At 40.9% G+C, this 17,000-nt stretch carries 19 protein-coding genes, 1 tRNA gene, 1 pseudogene and 1 riboswitch; of the genes and pseudogenes, 9 read left to right on the top strand and 12 right to left on the bottom strand.

The annotated features are described in order from the left end of the window. From dapB to H148_RS0110515, 12 genes are all read right to left on the bottom strand, one after another. Window positions 1–708, bottom strand: coding sequence for a 4-hydroxy-tetrahydrodipicolinate reductase (gene dapB, locus H148_RS0110570; protein WP_029034774.1), 708 nt, complete (start codon window positions 706–708; stop codon window positions 1–3). Further along, window positions 708–1,292 carry a DUF5683 domain-containing protein gene (locus tag H148_RS0110565; RefSeq protein ID WP_029034773.1) on the bottom strand — a complete coding sequence of 195 codons (585 nt, stop codon included), beginning with the start codon at window positions 1,290–1,292 and terminating at the stop codon, window positions 708–710. The genes dapB and H148_RS0110565 overlap by 1 nt, the downstream gene beginning before the upstream one ends. Next, window positions 1,282–2,187, bottom strand: coding sequence for a ParB/RepB/Spo0J family partition protein (locus tag H148_RS0110560; RefSeq protein ID WP_029034772.1), 906 nt, complete (start codon window positions 2,185–2,187; stop codon window positions 1,282–1,284). The genes H148_RS0110565 and H148_RS0110560 overlap by 11 nt, the downstream gene beginning before the upstream one ends. Window positions 2,188–2,193: 6 nt before the next feature. Then, the gene (locus H148_RS0110555) at window positions 2,194–2,958 is read right to left on the bottom strand and encodes a ParA family protein (RefSeq protein ID WP_029034771.1); all 765 of its coding nucleotides are present in this window, start codon (window positions 2,956–2,958) and stop codon (window positions 2,194–2,196) included. A gap of 174 nt (window positions 2,959–3,132) precedes the next feature. Further along, window positions 3,133–4,014, bottom strand: a complete 882-nt coding sequence (locus H148_RS0110550) for an SDR family oxidoreductase (RefSeq protein ID WP_029034770.1) — start codon at window positions 4,012–4,014, stop codon at window positions 3,133–3,135. 121 nt (window positions 4,015–4,135) lie between these two features. Next, the gene (locus H148_RS18360) at window positions 4,136–4,912 is read right to left on the bottom strand and encodes a M23 family metallopeptidase (RefSeq protein WP_051286376.1); all 777 of its coding nucleotides are present in this window, start codon (window positions 4,910–4,912) and stop codon (window positions 4,136–4,138) included. Between the two features lie 14 nt (window positions 4,913–4,926). Continuing rightward, window positions 4,927–7,008, bottom strand: a complete 2,082-nt coding sequence (scpA, locus tag H148_RS0110540) for a methylmalonyl-CoA mutase (protein WP_029034769.1) — start codon at window positions 7,006–7,008, stop codon at window positions 4,927–4,929. 3 nt (window positions 7,009–7,011) lie between these two features. Continuing rightward, window positions 7,012–8,406 carry a methylmalonyl-CoA mutase subunit beta gene (locus H148_RS0110535; protein WP_029034768.1) on the bottom strand — a complete coding sequence of 465 codons (1,395 nt, stop codon included), beginning with the start codon at window positions 8,404–8,406 and terminating at the stop codon, window positions 7,012–7,014. Window positions 8,407–8,448: 42 nt separating this feature from the next. Then, a complete protein-coding gene (locus tag H148_RS0110530; protein WP_029034767.1) occupies window positions 8,449–8,766 on the bottom strand; it encodes an FtsB family cell division protein in 318 nt (105 codons plus the stop codon). Between the two features lie 18 nt (window positions 8,767–8,784). Beyond that, window positions 8,785–9,393 (bottom strand): uridine kinase, encoded by a 609-nt coding sequence (udk, locus tag H148_RS0110525; protein ID WP_029034766.1) that lies wholly within the window; start codon window positions 9,391–9,393, stop codon window positions 8,785–8,787. 50 nt (window positions 9,394–9,443) lie between these two features. After that, the gene (locus H148_RS0110520) at window positions 9,444–9,878 is read right to left on the bottom strand and encodes a c-type cytochrome (protein ID WP_029034765.1); all 435 of its coding nucleotides are present in this window, start codon (window positions 9,876–9,878) and stop codon (window positions 9,444–9,446) included. Next, window positions 9,878–11,065 (bottom strand): PQQ-dependent sugar dehydrogenase, encoded by a 1,188-nt coding sequence (locus H148_RS0110515; RefSeq protein ID WP_029034764.1) that lies wholly within the window; start codon window positions 11,063–11,065, stop codon window positions 9,878–9,880. The genes H148_RS0110520 and H148_RS0110515 overlap by 1 nt, the downstream gene beginning before the upstream one ends. 344 nt (window positions 11,066–11,409) lie before the next feature. Between H148_RS0110515 and H148_RS0110505 the strand changes: the two genes are divergently transcribed. The 9 genes and pseudogenes from H148_RS0110505 (at window position 11,410) to thiS (ending at window position 16,985) form a co-directional block, all read left to right on the top strand. Continuing rightward, window positions 11,410–11,991, top strand: a complete 582-nt coding sequence (locus H148_RS0110505; protein ID WP_029034762.1) for a Crp/Fnr family transcriptional regulator — start codon at window positions 11,410–11,412, stop codon at window positions 11,989–11,991. A gap of 183 nt (window positions 11,992–12,174) precedes the next feature. Continuing rightward, window positions 12,175–12,702 (top strand): YceI family protein, encoded by a 528-nt coding sequence (locus tag H148_RS0110500; RefSeq protein WP_029034761.1) that lies wholly within the window; start codon window positions 12,175–12,177, stop codon window positions 12,700–12,702. 46 nt (window positions 12,703–12,748) lie between these two features. Continuing rightward, window positions 12,749–13,222 carry a hypothetical protein gene (locus H148_RS0110495; RefSeq protein ID WP_029034760.1) on the top strand — a complete coding sequence of 158 codons (474 nt, stop codon included), beginning with the start codon at window positions 12,749–12,751 and terminating at the stop codon, window positions 13,220–13,222. Window positions 13,223–13,225: 3 nt separating this feature from the next. Further along, window positions 13,226–13,858, top strand: coding sequence for a DsbA family oxidoreductase (locus H148_RS17700; RefSeq protein ID WP_037325024.1), 633 nt, complete (start codon window positions 13,226–13,228; stop codon window positions 13,856–13,858). Between the two features lie 80 nt (window positions 13,859–13,938). After that, entirely contained in the window at window positions 13,939–14,508 is a 570-nt protein-coding gene (locus H148_RS0110485) for a YceI family protein (protein ID WP_029034759.1), read from the top strand. A gap of 401 nt (window positions 14,509–14,909) precedes the next feature. Then, window positions 14,910–14,984: transfer RNA gene (locus H148_RS0110480), tRNA-Pro, on the top strand. Between the two features lie 216 nt (window positions 14,985–15,200). Then, window positions 15,201–15,833, top strand: a pseudogene (locus H148_RS18885) (phage integrase SAM-like domain and Arm DNA-binding domain-containing protein); the annotation flags it as partial. After that, entirely contained in the window at window positions 15,819–16,433 is a 615-nt protein-coding gene (locus H148_RS18880; RefSeq protein WP_245583420.1) for a site-specific integrase, read from the top strand. The pseudogene H148_RS18885 and the gene H148_RS18880, both read left to right, overlap by 15 nt. 152 nt (window positions 16,434–16,585) lie before the next feature. After that, window positions 16,586–16,685, top strand: a riboswitch (TPP riboswitch). Between the two features lie 96 nt (window positions 16,686–16,781). Then, window positions 16,782–16,985 carry a sulfur carrier protein ThiS gene (gene thiS, locus H148_RS0110470; RefSeq protein ID WP_029034758.1) on the top strand — a complete coding sequence of 68 codons (204 nt, stop codon included), beginning with the start codon at window positions 16,782–16,784 and terminating at the stop codon, window positions 16,983–16,985. The last annotated feature ends 15 nt before the right edge of the window (window positions 16,986–17,000 follow it).

Here is a 17,000-nt window from a genome sequence, read left to right as displayed (position 1 = left end):
CTATTCTGTTACATTAAACAGCACGTCTTTCATGCTGTAAACTCCTTTTTTGTCCTGAAGCCACTCGGCAGCAATAATAGCACCCAGTGCAAAACCATCCCGGGAATGAGCTATATGTTCAATTTTAATTGTATCAACCTCAGAATTATAAGAGATAGTGTGGGTCCCGGGAACATTTTCAATTCTTTTTGCCGTCACAGGGATCTCATTCTCCTGGGCGTTATCCAGCTGCCATCCTGTTTTGGCGGAATTTTCAACAATTTGTTCTGCCAGGGTTATGGCTGTGCCACTTGGTGCATCCAGTTTCTGGGTGTGATGGATCTCTTCAATAGCGACATTGTATTCAGGAAATTTGCTCATTAGCTTCGCTAGATTCCTGTTTAATTCAAAAAACAAATTGACTCCCAAACTAAAATTTGAAGCATAAATAAATGCAGCGTTTTCTTTTTTACACAACTCCACGGCTTCTTCATAGCGTTTTAACCAACCCGTGGTTCCCGAAACTACAGGAATTTGTTTTTTAAAGCAGGTCGTGATATTTTTAAATGCAGCATCTGGCACGCTAAAATCAATGGCGACATCGGCCTTTTGCAAATCTGCTTTTTCTATGTTTTCATCGACTTTCAGAACGATCTCGTGACCGCGTTCTACAGCTAATCTTTCAATGGTCTTACCCATTTTTCCGTAACCTAATAATGCAATTTTCATTAAAAATTATAATTTAAAGTAAGACCATAACCTGTGGTGCCGGTAAACTGGTTGTAATCCAGGTTCGGTTTAAGTGAAAGATCTTCACTCACATTGAACTGTTGCAGGTGAGCATCAACGTTTGCATCAATAATATTTAATGCGTAAAGGCCAAGGGTTACCAGTACTGAGACCTCTTTATTGCGCTGGTAGAAGCGTTGTGCTTCAATGAGTGCGCTGGTGGATACCCGTGGCTGCCCGTTTTCATCATAAAATTCATCGTCTGTATTACCTGCGAGCCTGCTTTTGTAGGCACTACGGTAGCGGTCATATTGCCTGTCATTTTCCAGGTAGAAATAAACTCCCACTCCCAAAGCTGTATAAACAATAGGAATTTTCCAGTATTTACCATTGTAGGCCTGACCCAAACCGGGAAGTACAGCCGAATAAAATGCGGCACGGGCAGGTGAAAGTGGATCATAAGGTTTATATGCAGGTTCTTCGATCACCAACTGGGGATCTATAAGCAGGGAATCATCCTGTGCAGAAAGTTGCAGGGAAAAAAGACAAAAGAGAAGGGGTACTATGAGATTCTTAATCTTCACCCTGTATGATCTTTTTAATACGACTGAGGTCTTCCTGGGAAGTAAAAGGAATAATAAGTTTTCCATTTCCCTTTTTTGAAACCTTTACATCTACTTTCGCACCTAAACGGTCTGAAAACTCTTTGATACTTTTCTTTACATCCCTGGAAACAGTAGGTGAGGACGTTGTGGATTTGGCTTGAGGTTTTCCTTCCTGAAGATCTCTAACCAGTTTTTCAGTTTCCCTTACAGAGAGGGAATTAGCAAGTATTTTTTCGTAGACCTCCAATTGTGTCTGGCTGTCTTCGATATTGATCAATGCCCGCCCGTGACCCATGCTTAAAAAACCGTCGCGCATACCTGTCTGCACAATGGGATCGAGTTTCAATAATCTCAGGTAGTTTGCAATTGTAGATCTATTCTTACCAATTCGGTCGCTCAGTTGTTCCTGGGTAAGGTTAATTTCATCTATAAGCCTTTGATAAGATAAAGAAATCTCAATGGGGTCAAGATCCTGCCGCTGGATGTTCTCCACTAAAGCCATTTCCAGGGATTCCTGGTCATTGGCAATTCTTATATAGGCCGGAATAGTTTGAAGGCCTACCAGTTTCGAAGCTCTAAAACGTCTTTCTCCTGAAACCAGCTGATACTTATTATAATCCAGCTTCCTTACAGTAATAGGTTGTATTACCCCAAGTTCCCTGATGGAGGAAGCCAATTCGCGAAGAGATTCTTCATTAAAGCTGGTTCTTGGCTGGAAGGGATTGACTTCAATAGCGTCCAGCTCCAATTCTACAATGTGTCCTACCAGCTTATCGGCATTTTTATCTTCGGCCGATTTAATATCATTCTGTGGATCCTTCAGTAATGCCGAAAGTCCTCTTCCCAACGCCTGTTTCTTTGTCGCCTTCGCCATTTTCTCCTATGAGTTTTTCTTTATGATCTCGTGTGCCAGGCTTAGGTAATTACTCGCACCCTTACTGCCGGCATCATAATTTATAATACTTTCCCCGTAACTGGGGGCTTCACTTAAACGTACATTTCGCTGAATGATTGTTTTAAAAACCATTTCATCAAAGTGTTTTTGCACTTCCTCCACTACCTGGTTTGATAACCGTAGACGGGAATCGTACATGGTCAGTAGTAAGCCTTCGATGTCCAGTTTGGCGTTGTGGATCTTTTGAACACTTTTAATGGTGTTTAAAAGTTTTCCAAGACCTTCCAGGGCAAAATACTCACACTGGATAGGAATTATAACAGAATCGGCTGCCGTTAGCGCATTCAGGGTTAAAAGACCCAGGGAAGGGGCGCAATCAATGATCAAGTAATCATATTGATCCCGCAGGTGCCCAATGGCTTTCCTAAGCATGTATTCCCGTTCCTCCTTGTCAACCAGCTCAATTTCAATTGCAACAAGGTCTATGTGTGCAGGAATAATATCGAGATTCGGCGATTCTGTCTTTAAAATGGCTTCTTCGGCTCTGATAGAGTGCTCCAGTAACTGGTAAGTTCCCAGCTCAACAGCTTCGACATCAATTCCCAGTCCCGAAGTAGCATTGGCCTGTGGATCGGCATCGATGAGCAAAACTTTTTTTTCCAGCACCCCTAAAGATGCCGCCAGGTTAACTGAAGTTGTAGTTTTACCTACGCCTCCCTTTTGATTTGCAACGGCAATGATCTTACCCATTCAATTATTTTGGATTTAAAGGGTAAAAATACAATTTATTATAGGTTTACGAAAGGTAATTTGTTAACAGGTTCTTAGCACATCTAAGCATAAGAAAACCCTTCAGAAATGGCATTTTTGAAGGGTTCTGATAATTTTTAATTCAGCTTTAAATTTATCCTTAAAGTTTCCGGATTAATTATTCTTTTTAGATTTGATCATCGCTTCCAGTTGGTCCCACATTTCCTCCGGAATTGCTTCCAAAAGGTTGAATTGTCCGGCCCCTTTGAGCCATTCGCCACCATCAATAGTGATCACTTCTCCATTAACATAAGCTGAAAAGTCTGATACCAAGTAAGCCGCGAGATTCGCCAATTCCTGATGTTCCCCAACTCTTTTCAGAGGAACTTTCTTTGCAAGGTCAAATTTCTCCTTTAGATCACCGGGGAGTAATCTGTCCCATGCACCTTTAGTAGGAAAGGGTCCGGGGGCGATGGCGTTCATTCTTATGCCGTACTTGGCCCATTCTACTGCCAGGGATCGGGTCATAGCCAGTACTCCGGCTTTAGCGGTAGCACTCGGTACCACATAAGCAGAACCTGTCCAGGCATAGGTGGTGACAATATTTAAGACTGTTTTATTTTTTTCCCCTTTGTCGATCCAATGCTTTCCGAATGCCAGCGTACAGTTTTTGCTTCCTTTTAAAACAATGTCAATAATGGTATCAAAAGCATTCGCACTTAGGCGTTCTGTAGGGGAAATAAAGTTTCCGGCAGCGTTATTGAGCAGAACATCTACAGATCCAAATTTTTCAACCGTTTGCTGCAGCATATTTTCTACCTGGTCATAATGTCTTACATCACATTGTAGTGGTAAACATTCTCCCCCGGTTTGTTCTTCCAGTTCTTTAGCGGTTTTCTTAAGTTTTTCAAGATTTCTGGAAGTAATGGCGACCTTTGCTCCAATTTCCATAAAATATTTAGTCATAGCTTTTCCAAGACCGCTCCCGCCGCCGGTCACTACAATTGTTTTTCCTTCTAAGGCGTCATCACGCAGCATTTTTTTAGTGTAATCCATTTGGTTGTGTTGTTTTTGATAAAGTTAAGATTCTCATCTGAATTGTACCTGATCTTAAGATGTAGAATTTTAGTTCAAAAAGATCAACTTCATTAAGTTCCCAGACTACCTTCTTTAAGTTTTATCTTTTCTCAAATTCTACAGGAGTGGATATTACTCCTTTATTTGCAGGCTTCAAAACGTTGAAATGTAAATGAGGCCCCGAAGTATAACCTGTCATTCCACTTAAGCCTATAGGCTGCCCTTTTTCCACCCTGTCTCCTACCTGGACAAAAGATCCATTATGCATTAAATGGACATATTGGATATAAAGTCCGCTTTCGGGATGAAAAAGGGTGATAAAATTTGCATAATCTCTCCAGGCCGGCGTATTTCCCCGCTCTTTATAATCTTTGATCACTCCCACAACATAACCGTCATCTGCGCTGCACACAGTATCTCCCACTTTCATGTTGAAATCTATTGCATAACGTGAGTAATCAGATTTGTGCGAAAACGAGCCGTTATAGCCCTGAATAACTTTATATCTTTTATTCTTCGGAAAAGGATAAGCGATTGGGGAGGGATTTACCTCTTTCCTTGGATCGCCAAAAGCTGAGTGAAATTTTAATTGCACCGTGTCTTTTCCGGGTGCAGATATCTTAACAATTGTATCTGTGCGGGCATCAACTATTAAAATATCAAATTTCTTTACCAGATCCTGATGAGCTTTCGCTCTTGAAGAAATTGAAATCCGGACCGGGGTGTAAAGAGTATTTTGAATTGTAAAATAAGCAGTGTCGTGCTCAAAATGGTGATCAAGTCCAAAACTGGTTTGTGAAAATTTTTCCTTTGGCAGCCTCTTTTCTGAGCAGTCCGTAATCAGGAGAAATAATAAAATATACGAACATATTTTCATAGGCTTTTCAACCTTTAGTTCTCGTCAATAAGGATCTCCAGCAATTTAATTGCTGCCTCGCTGATTTTTGTTCCCGGACCAAATACTGCCACGGCACCCGCGTCGAAAAGAAATTGATAATCCTGGGAAGGAATTACTCCGCCCACAATGACCATGATGTCTTCCCGGCCATATTTCTTTAGTTCCTCAATTACCTGCGGTACCAGGGTCTTGTGTCCTGCAGCCAGGGAAGAAACTCCCAGAATATGTACATCATTTTCCACTGCCTGTTTTGCAGCTTCCGCCGGAGTTTGGAACAAGGGACCTATATCCACATCAAAACCAACATCGGCATAGCCTGTGGATACTACCTTAGCACCACGGTCGTGTCCGTCCTGGCCCATTTTGGCGATCATGATTCTTGGTCTTCTACCTTCCTGCTCGGCAAATTGGTTTGCCATTTCCCTTGCCTTTTTAAAGGCAGAATCGTCTTTTATCTCTTTTGAATACACGCCGCTAAAGGATTTAATTTGTGCTTTATACCTGCCGTAAACTTCTTCCAGGGCATCACTTATCTCCCCAAGTGTGGCACGTTTGCGGGAAGCATCTACAGCCAAGGCCAACAGGTTTTCTTTACCGGATCTAGCTGCTTCGGTGAGTTTTTCAAGAGCCAGCTTCACTTCATCGCTATTTCTCTCTTCCCTGAGCTGTTTTAAGCGTTCTACCTGTTGCCTGCGCACATTCTGGTTATCTACCTCCAGGGTGACAATAGGATCTTCTTTTTCTCTGCGGTACTTATTTACTCCCACAATGATATCCTGTCCGCTGTCGATCCTGGCTTGTTTAATGGCTGCAGCCTCTTCTATGCGGAGTTTTGGAATTCCCGCTTCAATGGCTTTTGTCATGCCACCCAGTTCTTCAACTTCCATGATGAGGTCCCATGCTTTGTGGGCAATTTCATCTGTAAGGGCTTCCACATAATAACTTCCTGCCCATGGATCTACAGTTTTTGTGATTTGGGTTTCCTGTTGCAGGTGAAGTTGCGTATTCCTGGCTATCCTTGCGGAAAAATCTGTTGGCAGGGCGATAGCTTCATCCAGTGCATTGGTATGTAAACTCTGAGTCCCACCAAAAGCCGCTGCCGCTGCCTCGATCGAGGTACGGGCTACATTGTTAAAAGGATCCTGTTCTGTTAAACTCCATCCACTAGTCTGGCTATGAGTTCTAAGGGCAAGGGATTTTTCATTCTTCGGATTAAACTGCTTTACAAGTTTTGCCCAAAGAGCCCTTGCAGCACGCATTTTTGCGATTTCAGCGAAATGATCCAGACCTATACCCCAAAAAAAGGAAAGCCGGGGAGCGAAGCTGTCGATGTCCATTCCGGCTTCAAGACCTTTGCGAATGTATTCGAGTCCGTCTGCAAGTGTGTAAGCGAGTTCTATCTCACTTGTAGCACCTGCTTCCTGCATGTGATATCCAGAAATACTTATACTGTTAAAGCGAGGCATATTCTTCGAGGTGTACTCAAAAATATCTGAAATGATCTTCATGGAAGGAGTAGGAGGATAGATGTAAGTATTTCTAACCATAAACTCCTTTAAAATGTCATTTTGAATGGTTCCTTGAAGTTGTTCGGGTTTAACGCCCTGTTCTTCAGCCGCGACTATATAAAATGCAAGAATTGGTAGCACAGCTCCGTTCATGGTCATGGAAACCGACATCTGGTCCAGCGGGATCTGGTCGAACAGGATCTTCATATCTTCAACCGAATCTATGGCAACCCCGGCTTTTCCAACATCTCCCACTACTCGTGGGTGGTCACTGTCGTACCCGCGGTGGGTGGGAAGGTCAAAGGCTACAGAAAGCCCTTTTTGACCCGCTGCAAGATTCCGGCGGTAAAAGGCATTACTTTCTTCGGCGGTGGAGAATCCTGCATATTGTCTAATAGTCCACGGTCTAATTACGTACATGGTGCTGTAAGGACCTCTCAAAAAAGGTGGAATCCCGGCAGCGAATTTTAAATGAGGCAGATCTTGGAAAGCATACGAATTTCCAGATTTTTCTGAATTTTCTGCTGTTTTTTTTAGCTTTAAATGCTGAAGATCCTTTCTGCTCATATCTTATTTTTCGCTGTTATTATTTTCTTCTTTTTTCAGCCTTTCCTGTTCTGTTTTTTCTGCCAGCCGCTTTTCTATAACCGGTTGCAGTAAGGTTTTTCGCGGCTTTTGTTTCACGAAAGGATACAGTTCCAGTTCCTCCTTCATCTTATCCTGTGGATTGGGATATTTATTTGTCCCAACAAGTACCAGTTTTCCTTCGTCAAATTCGTTTTGTTCTTTTTCTGCGCTTTCCGAAATTTTCTTCTGAATAGTTCCTTCCATAAGCTGAGTTACAAAACCGCCACCGTTTTCAATGTTCTTGAAAATGTCCAAAGCTTTGTCAGCCATTTCGTGGGTGAGAGTTTCGATATAGTAACTGCCCTCTGCAGGATTGGCAACTTTTTCAAAATAACTTTCGTGCTTAAGCACCAGCAATTGGTTACGGGCAATGCGGCTGCCAAAATCGTTATTCTTGTGGTAAATGGCATCATAGGCCATATTGCACACGCTGTTGGCGCCGCCGAGTACCGCACTCATACATTCGGTCGTGGTGCGCAACAGGTTTACATTATAATCATATAAAGTTTTATTGCGTCGGGAAGGCTGCGCCAGGATATCACAGTCGGTTTCTAAATTATATTCGCTGCTCAATGTTGAGAACAAAAGCCTTAAAGCACGAAGTTTCGCAATTTCAAAAAAGTAATTTGGCCCTACCGAAACAAGGAATTGAAATTTTGCACTTTTTGACCCCTCTGTATTTTGGGAGAGGTGGTTGAAATATTCATTTACATGTGCCAGGGCATACGCCAGTTGCTGCGGAACTGTAGCCCCCGCATTCTGGTAAAGTCCCAAATCCACTGAAATAAAAGACTTCAGCTTTTGACACTTTTGGAGGAGCGTATCGAGCACCTTGTGATCTTCTTTTTGATCTTTATACCAGTTACCGCTTCGGGCAAGATTTCCAACTAAATCAAACTGAAGATAAACTTTTGAATCCGGTTTTACCTGCTCGTCAAGCTTCAGGAAAAATTCTGCTGAAGCGAATTCAGGCTTCAGATACACCGGGATTTCAGAAAGGTCAATATCTGCAAAAAGATTTTTTAGTTCAATTTCTTCTGAAGGTAAAATGAACCAGATGCTTTCAGCTCCTTTTTGTAGGGAAGTAAGTGCTTTTTTATTAGCTTTTTCAGCAGAAGAAACATAGATCTGCTCGGTGATATTCCATTTAAGAGGAGTTTTGAGCTGCGTGGGTTCGGGAGTTTCATCGGGGTGGTAAAAAGGCTTTACATTAATCCCATCAAGGGATTTCCACACGAGGCTATCATTATAATCGGCTCCTTTTAGGTCGTATTGTATCTTCTGTTTCCACTGTTTAGCTGATACTTCTTCAAATTCATTGAATAAATTCTCTTTCATTTCATTAAATTAAAAGGACCTCTAAAATCACATTTTTGGAACCTAATCTTCTACATCCTTATACTCAATGATAAAGATCTCTTCATTGTCCCTTTTCATGAAATACTCGCTCCGGGCAAATTTCTCAAGCTCAAGGGAGTCGTTGAGATTTTCCATAATTGCCTGGTCGTGTGTGATCTCGTTGAGGTAGTATTCTTTATTCTTTTCCAGGTCATCGATCTCGAGATCGAGTTCGCGGTGAATAAGCCAGGAGTTGCTGTCGAGGAAGAGCATCCAAAAACAAAAAGCCAACAACACAAGGGTATATTTGTTGGCGATGATGCGTACCCATCTATTACTGCGTATGTTTTTCCACTTCATAACCCGAAATATACAAAATTAGAGTAAACGTTGACGTATGATCGTTTGAACAATATCAACAGCCACTGTATTGTAGCGATTTGTAGGGATAATGATATCTGCAAACTCTTTAGTAGGTTCAATAAATTGCTGGTGCATGGGCTTTAAAGTAGTCTGGTAACGGTTTAAAACCTCTTCCAGGTCCCGACCTCTTTCGGCAATGTCCCGTTTAAGTCGGCGAATAAGACGCTCATCACTGTCGGCATGCACATAGATCTTGATGTCAAACATCTCCCGAATATCGGGATGGGTGAGGATTAAGATTCCTTCAACAATTATAACTTTTCGGGGCTCAATAGTTACGGTTTCTGCGGTCCGGTTGTGTTCCCTGAAGGAATAAACCGGCTGCTGAATGTTTTTTCCAGCCTTTAAATCCTTAAGATGTGAGACCAGCAGGTCGAAATCTATGGATTTGGGATGGTCAAAGTTGATCCTGGTGCGCTCTTCATAGGTAAGGTGACTTGTGTCCTGATAGTAAGAATCCTGCGAAATGACATCTACTTCTTCATTCTTGAGCTCCTCGATTATCTGGTTAACTACAGTGGTTTTTCCGCTTCCGGTACCACCGGCAATTCCAATGATCAACATATTGTAAATTTTCGGCAAAGGTAATTATTTACCGATTTAATAAATATGGTTTATTTTGCTATGGCAGCCACTTCCTCTTCTGTAACCGGATCACCATAATTGTTACCCCAGGAATTATTGATGTAGTTCATAACATCTGCAACCTCGTCATCACTTAACCCAAGTGAGGGCATTAAATTGTCGTATTCTACGTCGTTTACGGTAATAGGACCCCGCAGGCCAAATTTAATTGCATGAATAGATGCTTCCTGCTTATCCTTTAGCCAGTCAGAATTTTTTAAGGGCGGAAAAACGCCTTTAATGCCTTCTCCATTAGACAGGTGACAGGAAGCACAAAAGTTATTATAGATCTCACCCCCCCGGGCAATGCTCTCTTTAACTTCAGGAGAAAATTCTTTTTGTGAGACCGCTACCGTTTTTTCTTCGGAATTACTTTTGCACCCAAAGATCATTGCCAGCAGGCACACCATCAATATTTTCTTCATTATGACTGCTTCGGAATTATTCTAACAATACCTTTTCCTTCTACCGAAACATAGATGTCCCCGTCTGGCGACTGAACCACGTCACGCACGCGCCCGATCTGTTCCAGGATCTTTTCCCGTGCAATTACAGTTTTTCCTTCAAGAGTCAAATGTTCTACATATTGGAACTTAAGCGAGCCAACTAAAAGATCTCCCTGTAGATCGGGATATTTATTTGACGTCACATGGACAAAACCACTTGGAGCGATTGAAGGCACCCAGTAATAAAGCGGATCCTTAAAATTTGGTCCCGAAGTTTCATCTGTAAATGAAGTTCCGTCATAATTAATTCCGTAGCTCACTAAAGGCCAGCCGTAATTAGCTCCTTTTTCTATAACATTAATTTCGTCACCTCCCTGTGGCCCATGCTCGTGAACCCAAATCTCTCCTGTCTCTTCATTGTAGATCATTCCCTGTGGATTCCTGTGTCCGTAAGAGTAAACTGCATCTACAGCTTCTTCACGATCTACGAAAGGGTTGTCCTGAGGCACACTGCCGTCAAGATTAAGCCTGTAAACCTTTCCGCCGTCCCGGGTGAGGTCCTGTGGATTGACATCTCTGTCTCCCCTGTCACCAATGCTAAAATATAAATGACCTTGCCCGTCAAAAGAAATTCGGGAACCAAAATGTTGTCCCCGGGTACTGTTGGGAGTGGCTTTATATAAGACCTCTTTATTTGTTAATTGATTATTTTCAAGTTTGGCCCGCATTAGAGCAGTGTTTCCACCTTCGCCTTCACCTTCTTCTGAAGCATAAGTGAAATAGATCCAACCATCACTCTCGTAATTTGGACCTACGGCTACATCCATAAAGCCTCCCTGGCCACGATTATAAACGTCGGGCGCATTCTGTACCTGTTGTTTTTGTCCGTTAACGAAATGAATAAGATCTCCATTCTTTTCTGCGATGAGGATGCTGCCATCAGGCAGGAAGTCCATTCCCCAGGCAATTTCAAGGTCGGGTACTACTACTTCATAATCGTATTCTGCCGTAGTCATTTCTTCTTCCGGGATTGTAATTGGAGAGTTCTGTACTACGGTATCATTATCGATAACCTGATCTGTATTTTCGGCTTTGTTTCCTCCGTTTTCGCCGCATGCTACAAGGCTAAGGCCAAGGCTAAGAATAAAAAATCTTTTCATTTTCATGTTTTAAATTTTTGAGAGCCCCGTAAAAGGGGAATTCAAAGATAATAAGAAAAACATGAAGATTGGAAATTGGCCGTATAGCCCTTCAAAGTGAAAGAAAAAGAAATAATTATTTTTTTAATTTTTGGGAGGTAAGAATATTTCTTTGGGCTGTTCAGATTTTGGATTTGGGATTTTTATACATTTTTTTCAGCTTTTTTATTCCTTCAGGAGTTAGAAATAAACCTTGTTGGTTTACTAAAAAGTATTTGAGAAGTTTATTCTGCAATAGGATGAAGAAATGAGCGGCTAGACCGGCTTCAGGAATAATGTCTATCTTTACAACTTAACTTTCTCGTCTTATAATGTTCAAATTTCTGCAGCAAAAAGTAAATGATACCATCTCTGTAAGTGAGGAGGAATTCGATTATGCAAAAACGCTTTTTCTGCCAAAAAAGCTACGGAAAAGACGTTTTATACTGGAGGAGGGTGAGCCATGTATATACACCACTTTTGTAGAAAAAGGATTGCTTAGAAGCTACACCATAGACGAAAAGGGAAATGAACACATTCTGCAGTTCGCCCTGGAAGGCTGGTGGAGCGGAGATCTCTACAGTTTTCTTACCGGAGAACCTTCCGAATATAATATTGAAGCTTTAGAAGACAGTGAGTTGCTGCTCATTACCAAAGAATCATGGGATCAACTGTTAAGAGAAGTCCCGGCTTTTGAACGTTACTTCCGTATTCTCATTCAGAATAACCTTATCGCCACCCAGCGCCGACTTATGGGCACTTTTAGTACCACAGCCGAGGAACGCTATCAAAAAATGTTGAAGGAATTTCCCGATGTCATTCAACGGGTGCCGCTTCATATGATCGCTTCTTATCTCGGGGTGACCCGGGAGACGCTTAGCCGTATTCGCAGCCAGATTGCTTCAGGCTCTTAAAATTACCTTTCAAAAATCCCATTTTAAGATCTCTTCTTCAGAAGTCTTTTTCTATTGAGCATCAGTGTTTTCTAGAAACTGTGACATAGATCACATTCATTTATTATCATAGGTCATTGGCCACGGGAAAACCGGCCCCTAAATTTGCACTGTAAATAATCATTAACATATAAAACAAAAAATATGGCAAGTACAAAATGGAACATCGACCCAACACACAGTGAAGTAACTTTTAAAGTAAAGCACTTAATGATCTCTACTGTTACCGGAAAATTTAAAGTATTTGAAGGTTCGGCCGAGAGTGAAGGAGATGAGTTCAAAAAGGTAAAAAATGTTGAATTTAAGGCTGACGTAAAGTCAATTGACACCAGCAACGACCAAAGAGACGAGCATCTAAGATCTGGTGACTTCTTTGAAGTTGAAAGTCATCCATATTTGGTATTTAAAGCTGAAAGCTTTGACGTAAACAACGATACCGTTAACGGAGAGCTAACTATTAAAGATACTACCAAAAAAGTAACTTTGGATGTTGATTTTGGAGGTGAGGTTGTTGACCCTTACGGACAAACAAAAGCCGGACTAACTGTGTCGGGAAAAATTAGCCGAAAGGAATTCGGGTTGACATATGATGCAGTTACCGAGGCCGGAAACGTTGTATTAGGAGACCAGGTTAAGATAAACGTAGAAGTTCAGTTTGTAAAACAAGCCTAAGACTTTACAACGCGGAAGGAGACAATATTTCCGGAAAAGGAAGAAGATGGGGAAGAAAACAGTAGCAATTATTGGAGATACCGGTGAATTTTGCCCTGCTTTGACAAAAGCGGCTGTGCAACAGGACTTTCGCCTGCTGTTCATCTCCCGCGATGAACAAAGATATTCTGCTTTAAAAGAGCAGTTGGGAATACCGGAGCAAACCGCCGAAATTGAATTCATTACCTGTGAAAAAGAGGGATGCTGGGAAGCCGACGTCATTGCTTTTACAGATACTATGGTAGTTGATCCCGGTCTTTTGAAAAGAATAAAGCAGGTGGCCACACAAAAGATCGTCCTTGTGATCTCTCATGAACCTGTTGAACCTTTGAATCTTAATTTTAGGGAATTGCTGCCGCACTCTAAAGTGGTAGATCTGAGATTAAAGGATAAGGAATTTGTCACTTTGGGAAGGAATGAGGAAGCTAACAAAACCGTACGAAACTTTTTTGTAGCTGCCGGTTATCATCAAAAATCATAAGATATGGAAGTTAAGATTTGGTCGGATGTTAGATGTCCTTTTTGTTATATCGGAAAGCGAAAATTTGAAGCTGCCCTGGAGCAATTTCAGCACAAGGATGAGGTGAAGATCACCTGGAAAAGTTTTCAGCTGGATCCTACCTTAGAAACGCGGACTGATATTAATACGATCGACTACTTTGTAGAAAATAAAGGTGTTACTGAGGAGCAGGCAAGGCAAATGTTAAGCGGCGCTACACAAATGGCAAAAGATGTAGGGTTGGATTTTAATCTTGAAAAATCTGTGCTGGCAAATTCTTTTAAGGCCCATAAGTTGATCCAGTTAGCTAAATCCAAAGGTCTTGGCAATGAGATTGAGGAGGCTTTGTTTAAGGCTTATTTTGAAGAGGCCAAAAATATTGATGACCCTGAAGTTTTAGTCAATACAGCGACTTCTATAGGACTGGATGAGTCAGAAGTTCGACAAATGCTGGAATCTGATGCTTTTGAATACGAGGTAAAGCAAGACGAACTTGAGGCGCGTAACATTGGGGTGAGAGGAGTACCTTTTTTTGTTTTTGACGACCGGTATGCAGTTTCGGGAGCACAACCCACAGAAGCTTTTTTACAGACCCTGGAGAAGGCATTTGACAATTAACAATGGACAATAAGCAATTAACAATAAGCAATTAAGAATAATCAATTAACAATTATCAGTAACAATAAAAACAATTTGAAATGAAAAAATTATTCTCTTTATTATTTATCGCATTTTTGAGTGCCAATGTGGTAGCTCAGACCACCTGGAAAGCCGATAAAGCACACTCACAGGTTTCTTTTGGGATCACTCACCTTGGAATTTCTGAAGTGGAAGGCCTTTTCAATGAATTTGATGCAACTATTGAATCTTCAGAAGAAGATTTCAGCGATGCAAAATACATTGTTGATATTAATGTGCCGTCCATCAACACCGGAGTTGAAATGCGTGACGATCACTTAAGAAATGCCGACTTCTTTGATGCTGAAAAGTATCCAAAAATGACTTTTGTGAGCACTTCTTCAGAAAAAGTGGGGGAAGGCAAATACAAAGTAACCGGAGATCTTACTTTTCATGGAGTTACAAAGCCTGTAAGTCTTGATGTATGGCATCGTGGAACTATTACCAACCGGAATGGCGAATTAGTTTCCGGTTTTGCTATAAGTGGAGATGTGAGCAGGTCTGAATTCAACCTGGGACCGGATTTTCCTGAAGCTGTATTGAGCGACAAGGTTGTTATCGACGTTGACGCGGAATTTAAGAAGAGCTAAAAATCCTATTTTTGGAGCCGGTGACGTGGATTTTGTCTTCCCTACACTGGAATCTATGTTCCGGTTCCTTTTTCTTTAAAGACCTAAACAGGTTTAGAACTTTCCTGGCCAAAGTAAACTTCAAAAGAAACTTCATTTATGAGTTGAAAAGTAAAGTTCTTTCTTATATTTGCAGCCGCTTACAGCAATTCAAATTCAAAATCTAAAATCAAGATTTTGAATTGAAATTTGAAAATTGTTTATTTAAAGTTGTCAGCGAAAGCTGATTTTAGGGTGTAGCCCTTCGCCAAATCTCTGATAAGATTTGCTTAGGATAAACTCCGCCCGGTTATCGTGCCCGTTTTGGGAGGTAATTGGAATTTTTTTACTGTTTTTTGAAAGTTGTCAGCGTTAGCTGATTACGGGGTGTAGCGTAGCCCGGTTATCGCGCCTGCTTTGGGAGCAGGAGGCCGCAGGTTCGAATCCTGCCACCCCGACGAACCTCCATATTTGGAGTGTTAAAAACCCTGTAAATCCTTGATTTAGAGGGTTTTTCATTTTTAACAATATCATATAATATCATTAAATATGATAAGTTTGGTGAATGATTCGGTGAACGATTTGTTATTCCAAATTCTCTATCTTTCTAAGGCATAAAGTTGAAATTTTAGCTCGTCTGCAATTAATCTATTGTTCAACTAAATACGTTCGAAATGCCTGATTTTACTACATTCTCCGTTTTATTCTACGTTAGAAAAACCAGCGCAGACACTTCAAAATTTTCTATTTATGCACGAATTACTGTTGATGGAAAACGTGCAGAAATTAGCTTAAAAAGATCCATCCCGGTGAATAAATGGGACCCAAAAAAGGGAAGAGGTAGAGGTTTTGGACAAGACGTACGAGTTTTAAACCAGTACTTAGACCAGGTTTATACTAGACTCATGGAATGCCACAAACAGCTTTGCTCTGAAAATAAGAAGGTTTCTGCCTTAAAAATTAAAGCACGGTATCTAGGAAATGATAAAGAACATAAGAGCCTTCTGGAACTTCTTAAATACCATGATACTCATATGAAAACTATTCTTAAGAAGGGAACCCTTAAGAACTACGGAACTACAGAAAACTATCTTAAAGAATTCCTGCAAAAAGAAAAAAAGACAAATGATCTTCATCTAAACGAGATAAACTACCGGTTCATTACCGATTTTTAAAACTTCTTGAGAACCTATTCTGCCAAAATCAGCCGGAAAACTTGTGGAAACAATGGTACCATGAAGCATTTGGAGCGGCTAAAGAAAATGCTCAACCTCGCGGTTAAGATAGGGTGGATGACAAAAAATCCTTCTGACAGCTTCAAATTTAGATTTGAGAAATATGAGAGGCAGTATTTGTCAAAACGGGAACTGGAAATTCTGGAGGCTACAACTTTTACCCGATCTTCTTTAGAAAAGGTAAAAGATATTTTTATTTTCTCCTGTTACTGTGGTCTTTCTTATGTAGATATTAAAGAATTAGTTCCTGATCAAATCGCCAAGGGTATTGATGGTATCAACTGGATCTATACCAAACGGCAAAAAACAAATGAAACGGTAAAAGTTCCACTTTTACCTAAAGCTCAGGAGATTCTTTCTTTTTATTTAAAAGAAAATGATAATCCCAATTCTGAAACCCTGTTCCCAGTCTTTTCAAACCAGAAGGTGAATAAATATTTGAAAGAGATTATGGAGCAATTAAATATCCGGAAGACCATCACTTTTCATTCTGCCCGACATACATTCGCAACGACCATTACCTTGTCGAATGGAGTCCCTATTGAAACAGTCTCAAAACTTCTTGGCCACACCAAACTTTCAACAACGCAGATCTACGCTCGTGTCCTGGAGACTAAAGTGAGTTCAGATATGCTGCTGTTGAAAGAAAAAATAGAAGCTCAAAAAAGTTAGGAGAGAAAAATCGGGATACGAAAAGAATGTCTACAGTTCGACACTCTGCTATACTCTATCTATGATATGTAAATATTCGTACGAATCATAAAAAGTGTATCAGGATCAGGATAAATTTTTATTTCCCAATAAAATTCCTTTACATTTGAAAACGTAAACTTTAGGGGTGCTGATTTTTAAAAATTGGCTGAGATAAAACCCTTTGAACCTGATCCGGTTAATACCCGCGAAGGGAAAAGTGTTATCTACATATTTTCTGCCATAATTCCGTTTTGGAAGAATTCTGGTTTGTATTTACTTTTTCTTTTGGGAATTCCCCTGCAGTTTACAGCTATAAATTTCAAAACAATGATAACTGTAAACGTAAACAACACCGCCCACAATTTTAATTCACCATCCAACCTTCAGGACCTGTTGACCCAGCTCAACATTTCTGAAAAAGGGATTGCTGTTGCTGTCAATAATCAGATTATTTCTAAAAGCGACTGGACCCGGCGTGAACTGGCCGAAGGTGAAAACGTACTTATTATCAGGGCCACTCAGGGAGGATAAAATTGCTTCGGAAGA

It is taken from the genome of Salinimicrobium terrae DSM 17865 (genome assembly GCF_000424665.1).
GTDB lineage: Bacteria > Bacteroidota > Bacteroidia > Flavobacteriales > Flavobacteriaceae > Salinimicrobium > Salinimicrobium terrae.
This window is presented reverse-complemented; position numbering and strand designations above follow the sequence as displayed.